This is a genomic window from Pseudomonas sp. DCB_AW (genome assembly GCF_026240895.1).
GTDB classification, from domain to species: domain Bacteria; phylum Pseudomonadota; class Gammaproteobacteria; order Pseudomonadales; family Pseudomonadaceae; genus Aquipseudomonas; species Aquipseudomonas kermanshahensis.
In genome coordinates this window covers 41447-55510 of record NZ_JAPFCE010000001.1, presented here as the reverse complement: position 1 = coordinate 55510, position 14064 = coordinate 41447, and the positions used below count along the sequence as shown (strand labels likewise).

At 65.0% G+C, this 14064-nt stretch carries 13 protein-coding genes; 3 read left to right on the top strand and 10 right to left on the bottom strand.

Annotation, left to right across the window (positions count from 1 at the left end; all coding sequences use genetic code 11):
• Window positions 1-14: 14 nt before the first annotated feature.
• A complete protein-coding gene (locus OO306_RS00220; protein WP_265967338.1) occupies window positions 15-1031 on the top strand; it encodes an AraC family transcriptional regulator in 1017 nt (338 codons plus the stop codon).
• Between the two features lie 10 nt (window positions 1032-1041).
• On the opposite strand, the gene OO306_RS00215 is transcribed toward OO306_RS00220, so the two are convergent.
• A complete protein-coding gene (locus OO306_RS00215; RefSeq protein ID WP_027593712.1) occupies window positions 1042-1479 on the bottom strand; it encodes a carboxymuconolactone decarboxylase family protein in 438 nt (145 codons plus the stop codon).
• Between the two features lie 199 nt (window positions 1480-1678).
• On the opposite strand from OO306_RS00215, the gene OO306_RS00210 reads away from it, so the two are divergent.
• Complete coding sequence (locus tag OO306_RS00210) at window positions 1679-2137, top strand: nucleoside deaminase (protein WP_265967337.1); 459 nt, start codon at window positions 1679-1681, stop codon at window positions 2135-2137.
• A complete protein-coding gene (locus OO306_RS00205; protein ID WP_265967336.1) occupies window positions 2134-3330 on the top strand; it encodes a cyanate transporter in 1197 nt (398 codons plus the stop codon). Before OO306_RS00210 ends, OO306_RS00205 begins: the two co-directional genes overlap by 4 nt.
• Here OO306_RS00205 and OO306_RS00200 read toward each other — a convergent pair.
• The 9 genes from OO306_RS00200 to OO306_RS00160 form a co-directional block, all read right to left on the bottom strand.
• The gene (locus OO306_RS00200; RefSeq protein WP_027593709.1) at window positions 3323-4756 is read right to left on the bottom strand and encodes a PLP-dependent aminotransferase family protein; all 1434 of its coding nucleotides are present in this window, start codon (window positions 4754-4756) and stop codon (window positions 3323-3325) included. The genes OO306_RS00205 and OO306_RS00200 overlap by 8 nt on opposite strands.
• Window positions 4757-4833: 77 nt before the next feature.
• Window positions 4834-5172 (bottom strand): hypothetical protein, encoded by a 339-nt coding sequence (locus OO306_RS00195; RefSeq protein ID WP_027593708.1) that lies wholly within the window; start codon window positions 5170-5172, stop codon window positions 4834-4836.
• Window positions 5173-5554: 382 nt separating this feature from the next.
• The gene (gene glcF / locus OO306_RS00190; RefSeq protein ID WP_265967335.1) at window positions 5555-6790 is read right to left on the bottom strand and encodes a glycolate oxidase subunit GlcF; all 1236 of its coding nucleotides are present in this window, start codon (window positions 6788-6790) and stop codon (window positions 5555-5557) included.
• Between the two features lie 9 nt (window positions 6791-6799).
• On the bottom strand, window positions 6800-7852 hold the full coding sequence (glcE, locus tag OO306_RS00185) for a glycolate oxidase subunit GlcE (RefSeq protein WP_265967334.1): 1053 nt from the start codon (window positions 7850-7852) through the stop codon (window positions 6800-6802).
• Window positions 7852-9351: a glycolate oxidase subunit GlcD gene (gene glcD / locus OO306_RS00180; RefSeq protein WP_265967333.1), complete on the bottom strand. Its 1500-nt coding sequence runs from the start codon at window positions 9349-9351 to the stop codon at window positions 7852-7854. The genes glcE and glcD overlap by 1 nt, the downstream gene beginning before the upstream one ends.
• A gap of 132 nt (window positions 9352-9483) precedes the next feature.
• A complete protein-coding gene (locus OO306_RS00175; protein WP_099429773.1) occupies window positions 9484-9801 on the bottom strand; it encodes a DUF2388 domain-containing protein in 318 nt (105 codons plus the stop codon).
• 248 nt (window positions 9802-10049) lie between these two features.
• A complete protein-coding gene (locus OO306_RS00170) occupies window positions 10050-11498 on the bottom strand; it encodes an aldehyde dehydrogenase family protein (protein WP_265967332.1) in 1449 nt (482 codons plus the stop codon).
• Window positions 11495-12463 carry an NAD(P)-dependent oxidoreductase gene (locus OO306_RS00165; RefSeq protein WP_265967331.1) on the bottom strand — a complete coding sequence of 323 codons (969 nt, stop codon included), beginning with the start codon at window positions 12461-12463 and terminating at the stop codon, window positions 11495-11497. Before OO306_RS00165 ends, OO306_RS00170 begins: the two co-directional genes overlap by 4 nt.
• 11 nt (window positions 12464-12474) lie before the next feature.
• A complete protein-coding gene (locus OO306_RS00160; protein WP_265967330.1) occupies window positions 12475-13866 on the bottom strand; it encodes an FAD-binding oxidoreductase in 1392 nt (463 codons plus the stop codon).
• Window positions 13867-14064: the final 198 nt, after the last annotated feature.

Below are 14064 nucleotides of genomic sequence, written 5' to 3'. Positions count from 1 at the left end.
CAGCGAAATCCGCCATGCGCGATAGCGATACGGTCGCCGTGTACTTCCTCGAAGCCATGCTTCATGCCCTGCGCGAACGCCCGGACGTGCGCGATGCACACCTGCGTGCGGTCGGTATCGACCCGCAACTGCTCGAGCAGCCCCAGGCCCGCGTGCCGGCCAAGGCATTCGCTCAGCTGTGGCTGGCCCTGATCCAGCTGTTGGACGACGAGTTTTTCTGCCTCGACAGCCACGGCATGCCGCTGGGCAGCTTTGCCCTGATCTGCCGTGGCCTGATTCAGGAGCCGAACCTGGAAAAGGCCTTGCGTCAGTGCATGGGCGGTTTTGGCCTGTTCCTACGTGACCTGCGCGGTAGCCTCACGCTACGCGGCGGCAGGGCGGTGATCAGCGTGCAGTCGAGCATTGCCGACCCGGTTACGCGTGTGTATGCCGAAGAAACCTACCTGGTGCTGATGATCGGCTTGCTGTGCTGGCTGGCAGGGCGGCGCATTGCCATCGACCGCACCGAGCTTGCGGTATCGCGCCCTGCGCAGGACGATGACCTGCTGCTATGGGGGCCTGACCTGCGCCTGGGCAGTGGGCGTACCGAAGTGGAGTTCGACAGTGCCTACCTGCGCCTGCCGGTTGTGCAGGACCTGCCGGCCTTGAAGACCTTTTTGCGCAGCGCCCCCCAAGGCCTGGTCATTCGCTTTCGTAACCAGAACGGCCTGGTGGCCGAGGTCTATCGCCACCTGCGCGCACGCCGCTACGGGCAATGGCCGACGTTGGCCGCGTTGGCGCAGGTGCAGGGAATCAGCGCCAGTACGTTCCGCCGTCAGCTGGAGCGGGAGGGGCGTTCGTACCAGCAGATAAAGGACGAGGTGCGCCGGGCGATGGCCTTCGAGCACCTGCGCGAAGGGGTGCTGAGCATCGCCGAGGTTGCCGAGCAGGCTGGATTCCAGGAGCCCAGTGCATTCCACCGGGCGTTCAAGAAATGGACCGGGCAGAGCCCCGGCAGCTATCGAGCCAAGTTGACCGGGCGCAGTGTCTAAGCCGACACCATCAGGCCGGCACCATCGCAAAGCCGACGCCGAAGCGGTTCCAGGCATTGATGGTGGCGATGGCCAGCGTCAGGTTGACCACTTCCTGCGGCTCGAAATGCGCTTGCAGCGCTTCGTATTCCGGTTGTGGCGCACCGCGCTCCGGCAGCCGGGTCAGGCACTCTACCCACGCCAGTGCGGCACGTTCACGCGCAGTGAAGTAGGCGGTTTCCTGCCACACGCTCAGCGTTTGCAGGCGTGCTTCGGTTTCGCCGGCCTGGCGTGCGTCATTGGCATGCATGTTGACGCAGTAGGCGCAGCCGTTGATCTGCGAAGCGCGCAGGCGCACCAGTTCGAGCAGTGAATTCTCCAGGCCGCACTTGGCCAGGGCCTGTTCCAGGCCGACCATGGCTTTGTAGGCTTCCGGTGCGTGCTTGGCCCATTCAATACGTGTGTTCATGGTGTTCTCCAGAAGGTGTTGGGTGGACATGGCGCTACCTTAGCGCTGTGCAGCGATCAGCCCGATAGCCAATCGCACACTTTGCCCGGAGGCCAATCCGGGCATTCAGGTGGCCACTGAGGGGCATCCAATCTCTTCATTTCTGCCAAGGCCGGCAAGCCGGGATAATGGCCAGGTCTTGCAGAAGGAGTACCGATTCATGTCCGATGAACGCTATATGCGCGAAGCCCTCGAACTGGCCCGCACCAACATTCAGGCCGGTGGCCGGCCCTTTGGAGCGGTGCTGGTCTATCAGGGGCAGGTGGTGGCGCGCGCGGTCAACGAGATCCACAGCACCCAGGACCCGACCGCCCATGCCGAGATGCAGGCCATCCGCAAGGCCGCGCATGCCTTGGGCCAGGCTCGTCTGGACGGTGCCGAGGTCTACGCCAGCGGTCACCCGTGCCCGATGTGCCTCGCGGCCATGCACCTGTGCGGCATCGAGCGTGCCTGGTTCGCTTATGACAACGATGAAGGCGAGCCTTACGGCTTGTCCACCGCTGCGGTGTATGCGCAGATGGCGCGCCCACCGCAACAGCAGGGCCTGCCGTTGCGGCCGCTGAAACCCAGTGGCGAAGCCGGCCTGTACCTTGAGTGGAAGCAGGCTAACACGCAATGAGAACTGCCTTGAATCTGTTGCTGGTGGTGCTGCTGGCGCTGAACTTGCGCCCGATCCTCACCAGCGTCGGGCCGCTGCTCGAACCCATGCGCGCCAGCACCGGCCTGGGCTACCAGCAGGCCGCACTGCTGACCGCGCTGCCCGTGTTGTGCATGGGCCTGGTGCCGTTGTTGCAACCTTGGTTGCGGCGCTGGATCAGCGAACATGGCGGCATGCTCGCCGGCTTGTCGGCCATTGCGCTGGCGTGCTTGTGGCGCCTGCAACTGGACAGCGCCTGGGCATTGATTGCCAGCGCCGTGGTCGCCGGCCTCGGCGTGGCGGTGGTCCAGGGCATGATGCCGGGGTTGGTCAACCGTTGGTTCCCCACCCGCCTGGCTGGGGCCATGGGCATGTATTCCGCGGCCTTGATGAGTGGTGGCGGCCTGGCGGCGGTGCTTGGCCCGCATATCAGTGGGTACTTTGGCCATTGGCAGGCCGGGCTGGGCCTGTGGGCGATCCCGGCGCTTGTGGCGCTGCTGGCCTGGACGCTGCTGCGGCCACGGCAGGCTACGCCGACACTGGCGGGTGCCACAGACGGGCATTGGTTCGGCACCCGCCGTGCCTGGTTGCTGGCGGTGTATTTCGGCCTGATCAATGGTGGCTATACCAGCATGGTCGCCTGGCTGCCGGCCTATCACCTGGAGCACGGCGGAACCGCCCAGGGCGGTGGTGACCTGGTGGGGCTGATGACGATCTTCCAGGTTGCCGGCGCGCTGGGGCTGCCATTGTTGCTGCGCCGCTGGGCGGACCGTCGGCCAGGTTTGTGGCTGGCGCTTTCGATCCAGCTGGCCGGCTTCCTTGGGCTGCTGCTGGCGCCCACGCTGAGCATGGGCGTGTGGGTGGCGATGATCGGCTTTGGCCTGGGGGCGTGCTTCAGCCAGAGCCTGACACTGACCCTGGAGCACCTGAAAACACCCGCCGAAGCGGGGAGCCTGGCGGCCTTTGTTCAAGGGATCGGCTTCATCATTACCGGGATCGTGCCGTACATCACCGGCTGGCTGCGTGACGTCAGTGGCGACTTCCAGGCGTCGTGGGTGCTGTTGACCGTGACCGTGGTGGCGATGTTGCTGGTGACGGCCTGTTTCGCGCCACGCGGCTATGCGGCAGCTATTGCCCGCTCGTTGCCGAACGGCCAGGCCGCGTCGGTCAGCTAAGGCGCTGCAGGGTATCGCGAACACGGTCAAGGGCGGGGTCGATGTCGAGCAGTTCGATGGCGCCGAAGCCCATTACCAGCCCAGGGCGCACGGGCACGTCACTGAAGAAGGGTGCCAGCGAGTAAAGGCCGACCTCCACCTTGCGTGCGAGGTTGGCCAGCAGTTCGACATCCACCCCCGGCTTGGCCAATGCGCTCAGGTGGAAACCGGCGCTGGCCGGCACGGCGCTGAACCAAGGCGCCAGGTCGCCGCCCAGGCGGGCGAGGATGCGCTCGCGGCGGGCACTGTAGACATCGTGGCAGCGGCGGATGTGCTTGTTCAGGTGGCCCTCGCTGATGAAGCGCGCCAGCGCCCATTGCAGCAGGGTCGGGCTGTGCCAGTCGCTCAGGTGCTTGGCCACGCAGGCGGCCTTCAGCACCGCGGGCGGCAACACGGCGTAGCCCAGGCGCAGCTCCTGCAGCAGGGTCTTGGAGAAGGTCCCGACGTAGGCCACCAGGCCATGCCGGTCGAGGCGCTGCAAGGCGTCGGCGGGCGGCCCCTGGTAGCGGAATTCGCAGTCGTAATCGTCCTCGATGATCAACGCGCCAAGCTCGGCGGCGCGTGCCAATAACGCCCGCCTGCGCGGCTCGCTCATCGGCATGCCGAGGGGGAACTGGTGTGACGGGGTCACGTAGATCAGCCGCGTGCCGTCGGCGATCTGCTCGACACACATCCCTTGATCATCGACCGGTATTGATTGCAGACGTGCGCCCAAGGCCAGGAACAGTTGACGGGCCGGCGGGTAACCCGGGTCTTCCATGGCCACCGGGCAGCCCGGTTCGATCAGCACCCGGGCGATCAGGTCCAGCGCCTGTTGCGCGCCATTGCACACCAACACGTCCGCTGCGTTGCAATGCACGCCGCGGGCGTAGGCGATGTGGTGGGCGATGGCTTCACGCAGCTCAGGCAGCCCCTGGGCAGAGAACTGCCGCTCGGGGTGCCGCTGGCTGCGGCGCAGGGCGTAGTTCAGGCAGCTGCGCCACTGGTCGAACGGGAACTGCGTCTTGCTCGAAGCGCCGCCAACGAAGTCATAGCGCGACGGTGCTTGCAGTTGCGGCCTGCCCAGCACGGTCGCGCGTTGCTGCCAGCGTTCGAGGGATGCCGCAGCCGCCAAGGGGATGGCCGTTGCCTCGTTCGAACGCAGGGGGTGGCGCGGAGTGATAAACGTGCCACGGCCGACCACACCGCTGAGCAGGTTGTCATAGGTAAGCCTGGAGTACGCTTCGGCCACGGTCTTGCGCGACACGCCCAGTTGTTCGGCCAGCAGCCGGGTGGGCGGCAATTGGCTGCCGGCCGCCAGGTGGCCACTGTCGATGCCCGCGCGCAGTTGCTGGTAGAGCTGGTCGGCGAGGCCTTTACGGCCTTCCAGGCGGATGTGCAGTTCCATGAAACGATCCGGTGCAGGGGAGTGCTGAGGATAGCGGATCGCACTTCGACGTACAGTGCCAATGCACCGTGGTGGGCCTACAAGCGTGCCGTGCTGACCGTGATGTAGCCTTTGTCGGGCAGGGCGATGCGTATCACCGTTTCATCGGCCGGTGCCTTGTGTTTTTGCTTGATACGCACCCCGTCAACCGCAGCCGCTCGCATCCGGTGGGTGATGGCGCGGCCACTGGCGTCGAAGAAGGCTTCGCTGGCCAGCAGCTCGATGCGCTCGATCAACTGGCGGGTGCGCTCGTCGGTGGCACAGAAGAACAGCACACCCGACAGGTGCGGGTCGTCATCAGGGTTGCTGACCTTGTGGGCCAGCAGTTCACGCAGGGTGTGGCGCAGTTCGGCGGTGGGGCGAGCGGACTGGTGCATGCGGGGGGCCTCCTCTGAGTCGTCCAGAGGGATCATGTTTTCAGCAGTCAGGCGCGACAAGTAGGGCATTTCTGACGTGGTTGTGGGGGATTTCTGAAAGTGTTCAGCCTTGGGGTTTTCTGCGCCTATGAGATCGAGCGTCGCCCGCGCGGCGCTTCGCAGCACAAGGCTGCTCCCACATCTGTTTCGGGCCAGTTATTCCTATTCCATGGGCGCGCGGCCCCTTACCGCCCACCTCAATATCGAGTTGGACCAACAAGGCGGTCGCGCGCAAATATCACAGGCCTCACTGGCCCGAAACAGATGTGGGAGCAGCCTTGTGCTGCGAAGCGCCGCGCGGGCGGCGCTCGGTCTCCCAGGCGCTGCACATCTAACGTCATACCTATCCCGCCCCCAAACCCAAACCCAAACCCGCATCAACAATTTCAACCCAATGCCGCACCGGCGTGCGCCCGGCCCCAGCAAGGTGGGCCTGGCAACCGATGTTGGCGGTAACAATGACCTGCGGCATGCCGCTCTCCAAGGCCTTCAATCGATTGTCCCGCAACTGCCGCGACAGCTCAGGCTGGGTCAGCGAATAGGCCCCCGCCGACCCACAGCACAAATGGCCATCCGGCACCGCGGTCAGGTTAAAACCGAGGCGAGTCAGCAGGCCTTCGACCGCGCCGCCAAGCTTGAGCGCGTGCTGCAAGGTGCACGGACAATGAAAGGCCACACGCTGCTCGGCGCACAGCCCAAGCTGCTCGACCGGCGCTTCGCACAGCACTTCCACCAGGTCGCGAGACAAGGCACTGACCCGCGCCGCCTTGGCGGCATACCGCGGGTCCGCCTCCAGCAAGTGGCCGTAATCGCGCACGAACGCGCCGCAGCCGCTGGCCGTTTGCACGATGGCTTCAGCCCCCGCTTCGATGGCCGGCCACCAGGCGTCGATGTTGCGCCGGGCGCGGTCCAGGCCTTGGGCCTGGGCATTGAGGTGGTAATCCACCGCACCACAGCAACCGGCTTCGCGAATCGGTTCGACGCTGATCCCCAACCGGTCCAGCACGCGCGCGGCAGCGGCGTTGGTATTGGGCGACAGCGCTGGCTGCACGCAGCCTTCGAGCAACAGCACCCGGCGCGCATGCCGTGGCGCCGGCCGTACGCCGGGTGCGGTCACCTGGGCGGGCAGCTTGCTTTTCAGGGTTGCCGGCAGCACCGGGCGCAAGGCTTGCCCAGTGCGGCACAGGGCCTTGAACAGCGCAGGGCGCGGCACCACCGCCCGCAGCCCTCCCTGCAGCAGGCGCTGGCCAAGCGGGCGTGGCACTTGCTGTTCGACCACGGCGCGGCCGATGTCCAGCAAATCGTGGTATTTCACGCCTGAAGGGCAGGTGGTTTCGCAGTTGCGGCAGGTCAGGCAGCGGTCCAGGTGCAGTTGCGTGCTGGCGGTGATCGGTGCGCCTTCGAGCACTTGTTTGATCAGGTAGATGCGCCCGCGAGGGCCATCCAGCTCGTCGCCGAGCAACTGATAGGTGGGGCAGGTGGCCGTGCAGAAACCACAGTGCACGCAGCTACGCAGAATGCGTTCTGCCTCTTCGGCGCGGGGCAGGCGTTTGGCGGCTTCACTCAGGTTGGTTTGCATGGTGTGCCCTCATAGGTCTGGGTACAGGCGGCCCGGGTTGAAGATGCCCTGGGGGTCGAGCTGCTGCTTGAGGGCTTTGTGGTAGCGCAGCAGGGCGGCGGGCAACGGTGCGCTGCTCTGTTCGCCAGGTGCGTAGCAAGTGGCATGGCCGCCGACGTTGGCAACCGCTGCGCGAATCGACTCCACTGGCGCGTTCGACTTCAGCCAGCGCTGCGCGCCGCCCCAGTCGATCAGTTGCCGCCCGGGCAGGTTCAGCTCCCCGGTGGCGTTGGGCACGGACAGCCGCCACAGCGGTGCCGGGTCGTCAAAAAAAGCCAGGCGCTGCTCGCGCAGGTCGGTCCAGAAACAGCTGTCGAGCACGTCACCTCCCAGGCGTTGGCGTGCCGACTGCACCGAGCCATCACCGCCTTCCAGGCGCAGGTACAGCGCCTCGCCGTCATGGCAGGCCGCGCTGATCGGCAGCGGCTGCTGGCCCCAGGCGGTAAGCGCCGCCAGCGCCTGGTGACGGTCCATCGGCAGGCATAGGCTCAGGCATTGGCGCGGGCGCGGCAGTACTTTCAGCGACACCTCGGTCAGCAGCCCGAGGCAACCGAAACTGCCGGCCATCAGCCGCGAGACGTCATACCCGGCGACGTTCTTCATGACTTCACCCCCAAAACGCAGCAGTTTGCCGTGGCCAGTGATCACCCGGGTGCCGAGCACATGATCGCGCACCGCCCCGGCCCAGGGCCGGCGTGGCCCGGACAACCCCGCCGCAACGACACCGCCGAGGGTCGCTTCGGGGCCGAGGTGCGGGGGCTCGCAAGGCAGCATCTGGCCCGCCTCGTGCAGCGCTGCCTCGACTTCCTGCAGCGGCGTGCCGGCGCGTGCGGTCAGCACCAGTTCGGTGGGGTCGTAGCTGACGATACCGCGATGGCCGCGGGTATCGATGACTTCCCCGGCGACCGGGCAGCCGAGCATGGCCTTGCTGTTGCCGCCCTGGATTCGCAGCGGTGTGCCCAGGATCAGTGCCTGGTTGACCTGCTCCAGCAGGGCCTGGCTGATGTCGCGGTCCTTGCCCATCAGAAACGCTCCAGGTCGGGGAAGGGCAATTGCCCGTGGTGCACGTGCATCGTGCCGAACTCGGCGCAGCGGTGCAGGGTGGGGATGTTCTTGCCAGGGTTGAGCAACCCTTGTGGGTCGAAGGCGGCCTTGACGGCGTGGAACAGGGTGATTTCGTCGCTGTTGAACTGCGCGCACATCTGGTTGATCTTCTCCCGCCCGACGCCGTGCTCGCCGGTGATGCTGCCGCCTACCGCCACGCACAGTTCGAGGATCTTGCCGCCAATGGCTTCGGCGCGTTCCAGTTCGCCGGGCAGGTTGGCATCGAACAGGATCAGCGGGTGCATGTTGCCATCGCCGGCATGGAACACATTGGCCACGCGCAAACCGTACTGTTCGGACAGTGCGCTGATGCCCTTGAGTACGCGGGGCAGCTCGCGGCGTGGGATGGTGCCATCCATGCAATAGTAGTCAGGTGAAATGCGCCCTACTGCGGGGAAGGCATTCTTGCGCCCGGCCCAGAAGCGCGCGCGTTCTGCCTCGTCGCAGGCCAGCCGCACCTCGCGTGCGCCGGCTTGGGTCAGCACGGCCGCGACCCGCTCGCAGTCGTCATGCACATCGGCTTCGACACCATCGAGTTCGCACAGCAGGATCGCCGCGGCGTCCACGGGGTAGCCTGCGTGGATAAAGTCCTCGGCAGCGCGAATCGCCAGGTTGTCCATCATCTCCAGCCCGCCGGGGATGATCCCGGCGCCGATGATCTCGGCCACTGCCCTGCCGGCGTCCTCGACGCAGTCGAAGCTGGCGAGCAACACCCGCGCCACCTGGGGCCTGGGCAGCAACTTGACGGTCACTTCGGTGATGATGCCGAGCATGCCTTCGGAGCCGGTGAACAGTGCCAGCAGGTCGAAACCGGGGCTGTCGAGGCCGTCGCTGCCCAGTGTCAGGCGTTCACCCTCCACCGTGAGAACCTCCACCTTGAGCAGGTTGTGCACGGTCAAACCGTACTTGAGGCAATGCACGCCCCCGGCATTTTCGGCCACGTTGCCGCCGATGGAGCAGGCGATTTGCGAAGACGGGTCGGGGGCGTAGTACAGGCCATGGGGTGCGGCAGCCTGGGAGATCGCCAGGTTGCGTACCCCGGGCTGAACACGGGCGAAGCGCCCCTCGGGGTTTATCTCGAGAATGCGGTTGAAGCGCGCCATTACCAGCAGGATGCCTTTGGCCAATGGCAGGGCACCCCCGGACAGCCCGGTGCCGGCACCGCGCGCCACCACCGGTACGCCGCGTTGGTGGCAGAGTTGCAATAAGGTCTGAACCTGTTCTAGGCGTTCGGGCAGCACCACCAGCAGGGGCACCGTCCGGTAGGCGGAGAGGCCGTCACACTCGTAGGGTTTGAGGTCTTCTGCGCGATGAAGAATAGTCAGGTCCGGCAGCGCATCGCGCAGGGCCTTGAGCAGGGCGGGCAGGTCCACGTCAGGCAGCGCTCCATCGACCCGCTCGTCGTAGAGGATGTTCATGGGGCTCACTCGGCGGCAATTGTTATTGTCGTTGGAAGCGTATCACCCCTTCAGCCTGCGTGTGCCCGCAGCACACCCACGCCTGCTCAATCTGCAAAGAGAAGCAGGCGTGGGTGTGCGGCGGGCAAGGTTTCAATGATTTGCTACAGGATCGTCCTGGGAGAGAATGGCCCGGGCCAGTTCTTCGTCATTGGCCTGCAGGCCGGGGTGGTCCTTGCGTGCCTGTTCCAGCGCCGATTCCACGTAGGCACCGCGGATAGCACCGCCGCTGGCGACGAAGGCAGACAGCTCGTCACGGGCCGGGATGATCCGTTTATCGTCCTTGAAGGTCGAATACAGCGAAGCGGAAACACCGGCCGAGGTGGCCACGTCGCCCGCATCGACGCGGGCCAGGGCAGCACCGGCAGGCAGCAGGAGCAGCAGCGCGGGGGCGAGGAATAGGTGGCGCATAGTGTGTTCTCCAGTAGCGTCAAGCCCAAGGAAATAAACCACTCACTGAGTAAGAGCGCTTGGGAGTGCGAGTAGTTCAATCTTTGCCTGGGGACTGCCGCACGCGCTGGACATGCACGGTTTTGCGTCTTGGGTCTTGGGTAGGAGCAGCCTTGTGCTGCGAAGAGGCCGGTGATGACACACCAACTTTTGTGCTGCAATCACCGGCCTCTTCGCAGCACAAGGCTGCTCCTACACAGTGCGTAAGGTCAGGCCAGCTGGTACGTGGTTTTTACCCGGGTGAAGAACTGCCGTGCATGGGTGCCTTGCTCTCGTAAGCCCAGGCTCGATGCACCATTGCCACCAAATGGCACGTGGTAATCCACCCCTGCCGTGGGCAGGTTGACCATGACCATGCCCGCCGAACTGTTGCGCTTGAAATGCTCGGCATGGCGCAGCGACGTGGTGACGATCCCGGCCGACAAACCAAACGCGGTGTCCTCGGCAGCCGCAAACGCCTCGTCGTAGTCACGCACCTTCAGCACACTCAGTACCGGGCCGAAGATTTCTTCGCGGTAGATGCGCATCTGCGGCGTCACGTCGGTGAACAGCGCGGGCGTGAACAGGTATGCCCCAGCCTCGTTGTCGATGCGCTCCCCGCCGCACACCAGCTTCGCGCCTTGCTCAAGGCCTGAGGCCACGTACGACAGGTTCTGCTCCAACTGCCGGCTATCGACCACGGGGCCTATGTCGGTGGTGGGCTGCAATGCATCGCCCACGTTCAGCGCCCGGGTACGCTCGGCCAGGCGCGCCACGAACGCGTCATGAATACCCACGGTGACGATCACCCGGGAGCTAGCCGTGCAGCGTTGGCCGGTGCTGTAGAACGAGCCGTTCAATGCCACCTCCACGGCCTGCTCCAGGTTCGCATCGTCCAGTACGATCAATGGATTTTTGCCTCCCATCTCCAGTTGCACTTTCTTCATGCCATCGGCCGCCAGCCTGGCGATCTGCCGGCCAGTGTGCTCGGAGCCGGTGAAGCTGATGCCATCGACCAGCGGCGAGCGGATCAGGGTGTCACCCACGCTGCGGCCCGGCCCGATCAGCAGGTTGAACACACCGGCGGGCAAACCGGCCCGCGAGATGATTTCGGCCAGCGCCCAGGCTGACGAGGGCACCAATTCGGCCGGCTTGAACACTACACAGTTGCCGAAACACAGGGCTGGGGCAATCTTCCAGGCCGGGATGGCGATCGGGAAGTTCCACGGCGCGATGATGGCGATCACGCCCAGCGGCTGAGTGAACACGTCGATGCCTACGTCCTGGCGTACCGACGGGTATTTTTCGCCTTCGGCGCGCAGGGCTTCCTGGGCGTAGAACTTGAACGAGCGGCCGGCACGGTCGACTTCGCCCAGTGCCTCACGCACCACCTTGCCTTCTTCGCGGGCCAGCAGCGTGGCCAGTTCTTCTCGGCGTGCGAGGATTTCGCTGCCGATAAAGTCCAGTGCATCGGCGCGTTGCTGCGGGTTGCTGCGCGCCCAACCGGGAGCAGCGCGGCGGGCAGCAAGCAGGGCCTGTTCGGTCAGTGCCTGATCGGCGCGGGCGAAGCGCTCGACCACGTCGCTCGGGTTGGACGGGTTGCGGTTTTCCAGCACATCGCTGCCGCCTGGGGCGACGAAGGCGCCATCGACATAGCTGCTCTTGGTGACCAGGGTCATGCGGTTCGGCTCCTTTTTACGTTGGCTTGGCGGGCGACGAAGTCGCTGATGTTGTCCACGGCGCTGTCCATCAATTGCTGCATGGCATCTTCACTGCTCCAGGCGATGTGCGGGTTGAGCAGGAAATCATCACGCTCGATCAGCTGGAACAGCGGGTTGCTCGGGTGCAGCGGCTCATGCTCGACCACATCCAGCGCCACGCCGCCCAGGCGGCCGGCCCGCAGTGCCTGGATCAGCGCGGCTTCGTTGACCACGCCGCCACGGCCGGTGTTGACCACCAGGGCGTCGGGCTTCATCAGGGCCAGTTGTTCGGCACCAATGAGGTTGTAGGTGTCGGGCGTCAGCGGGCAGTTGATCGACAGCACGTCGCAGCTGCGCAGCAGTTCGGCCAGCGGTCGGCAGTCCGGCCCCTGGCGCTTGCCGCCACGGTCTTCGAACAGCACCTGCATGCCAAAGGCCCGCGCCAGGTGCGCCAGGCGCAGGGCGATCGGGCCGCTGCCGATGATTGCCAGTTGCTTGTCGCGCACGTCACGGATGCGGTGGTTGAAGTAGATGTTCTGCTGCGGCTTCTCGCCGGCATGCACCTGGCGCATCAAACGCGTGAACGCGGCCGGGCGGCGGAACAGTTCGAGGATCATCGCCAGGCTGTGCTCGGCCACGGTATTGGCGGCATAGCCCGGCACACTGGCCACTTCGATGCCATGGGCATCGCAGTAATCGACATCGACGATATCGCGGCCGGTGAGGGCCAGCGAAATCATCTTCAGTTTCGGCAACTGGCGCAGGTGTTCCTCACGCAGCGGCACGCTGCAGGTAAAGGCGATGGTTGCGTCCTTGAGGTGTTCGAGCACCTGCTCGGGGTGGGTGTAGGCAAACTGCTGCCAGGTGTGCTCGCAGGCCGGGTGCTTGAGGCGGGTGGAGGGCGCCAGGCCCTCGTCGTCGAGCAGTACGATATGTTCGCTCACGGTCCGTTTCCTTATTTTTTCTGGGCCGGCACGTAGCCGGCCGGGGCCATGGCCACCAGGCGACGGGTGAGGAAACCGGCGTCCTGATCATGGTCTTCGAGGGATTCCTTGCGGACCAGGGCATCACGCACCATGTGCGCGCCAAAGAAGCGGAACGGCTCTGGCGGCAGCATCTTCATCTTCTGGTTGACCAGGCCGCAGTTGGCCCATTCGTCATTGGCATGCTCGACCAGCGACTTGATGATGCGGCTGGCAAACACGGTGGTGGCCACGCCATTGCCAGAGAAGCCGATGCCGTAACTGATGTTCTGGTGGTGATCGAGGTAGCCGAAGTTCGGCAAGCCCTTCATGGCCCGGTCGATGGGGCCGGTCCAGCTGCTGACGACCGGTACATCGGCAAGTTGCGGGTACAGCCGGCGCAGCTCGGCAGCCACCTTGTCGGCAGCAGGGGAAGGCTTCTCGTAGAGGTTGCCGATGCGTCCGGCATAAGCGAACTGGCCCAGCGGCTTGCCGAAGACTACGCGGCCATCAGGGGTGTTGCGCCAGTAGTTGAGCACGGTGCGCGAGTCGGTCATGCATTCGCCGCGGCTGAAACCGATGGCATCGAGCTTGGCCTTGACGGGTGCTGTCGCCACCATGTCGCTGGACATGATCGCGATCATCCGGCGCAACTCCGGGAACTGCGCGCCCCAAGCGTTGAGTGCCAGCACCACGTGCTTGGCTTTCACATGGCCCTTGGCGGTGTGCACCACCGGGTTGGCGCCACGTTGCAGGTGGGTGAATGGCGATTTCTCGAAGATCTGCACGCCAAGCTTCAGCGCCACCCGGCGCAGGCCCCGCGCGAGCATGGCGGGCTGCACGGTGGCGGCGTTGGGGTCATAGATGCCACCCAGTACCAGCGGTGAGCCGACGCGCCCGCGAATGGTCTGGCGGTCAAGCTCTTGGAACGGGTTGACGTCTAGCTTTTGCAGGCCATCGGTCAGCACCCGCCAGGAGTTCATCTGGCGTTGGTTGGTGGCCGTCCACAGCCAGCCATCCTTGCGGTACTGCGCGTCGATGCCGTGTTCCTGGCAGAAGCTGCCGATCTCATCGATGGCCGACTCTGCAGCCTCGCAGATGCGCCGCGCCTCGACGTCGCCGCAAATGGTCCGCACCGACAGGTACTTGCCCCACCAGTTGGTGGCCACGCCACCGTTGCGCCCGCTGGCGCCCGAGCCACAACGGTCGCGTTCGACGATGACGATGGTTTTTTCCGGGTGGGCCTGCTTCAGGCGGATGGCCGACCACAGGCCAAGGAAGCCACCGCCGACAATGCACACGTCGGCTTGAATCGATTCCTGCAGGGCAGGGGCGAGGTCGCTGTCCAGGTCCAGCGCCTGGGCATACCAGAATCCACGGTACATGAGGGGTGCCTCTGAGCATGTTTGTCTTGTGTACATGATGCTCAGTGCGGTCGGGGCGCGATATTACAGTCATGACAATTGATAGGACGTGGGCGCTTGTCTGGAGAGGGCGTTCTGAAAACGCTTACATCATGAGGGAATAAAACTGACGGCATGTTTTCGAGGGTTACAGTTACTAGCTAGTAGTTCTGAGAGGTC

What these genes read in the sequence shown, in the direction of transcription:
- OO306_RS00220 (WP_265967338.1), top strand. Translation starts at nt 15, where the DNA reads ATGCGCGATAGCGATACGGTCGCCGTGTACTTCCTCGAAGCCATGCTT.
- OO306_RS00215 (WP_027593712.1), bottom strand. Translation starts at nt 1,479, where the DNA reads ATGAACACACGTATTGAATGGGCCAAGCACGCACCGGAAGCCTACAAA.
- OO306_RS00210 (WP_265967337.1), top strand. Translation starts at nt 1,679, where the DNA reads ATGTCCGATGAACGCTATATGCGCGAAGCCCTCGAACTGGCCCGCACC.
- OO306_RS00205 (WP_265967336.1), top strand. Translation starts at nt 2,134, where the DNA reads ATGAGAACTGCCTTGAATCTGTTGCTGGTGGTGCTGCTGGCGCTGAAC.
- OO306_RS00200 (WP_027593709.1), bottom strand. Translation starts at nt 4,756, where the DNA reads ATGGAACTGCACATCCGCCTGGAAGGCCGTAAAGGCCTCGCCGACCAG.
- OO306_RS00195 (WP_027593708.1), bottom strand. Translation starts at nt 5,172, where the DNA reads ATGCACCAGTCCGCTCGCCCCACCGCCGAACTGCGCCACACCCTGCGT.
- glcF (WP_265967335.1), bottom strand. Translation starts at nt 6,790, where the DNA reads ATGCAAACCAACCTGAGTGAAGCCGCCAAACGCCTGCCCCGCGCCGAA.
- glcE (WP_265967334.1), bottom strand. Translation starts at nt 7,852, where the DNA reads ATGGGCAAGGACCGCGACATCAGCCAGGCCCTGCTGGAGCAGGTCAAC.
- glcD (WP_265967333.1), bottom strand. Translation starts at nt 9,351, where the DNA reads ATGAACATCCTCTACGACGAGCGGGTCGATGGAGCGCTGCCTGACGTG.
- OO306_RS00175 (WP_099429773.1), bottom strand. Translation starts at nt 9,801, where the DNA reads ATGCGCCACCTATTCCTCGCCCCCGCGCTGCTGCTCCTGCTGCCTGCC.
- OO306_RS00170 (WP_265967332.1), bottom strand. Translation starts at nt 11,498, where the DNA reads ATGACCCTGGTCACCAAGAGCAGCTATGTCGATGGCGCCTTCGTCGCC.
- OO306_RS00160 (WP_265967330.1), bottom strand. Translation starts at nt 13,866, where the DNA reads ATGTACCGTGGATTCTGGTATGCCCAGGCGCTGGACCTGGACAGCGAC.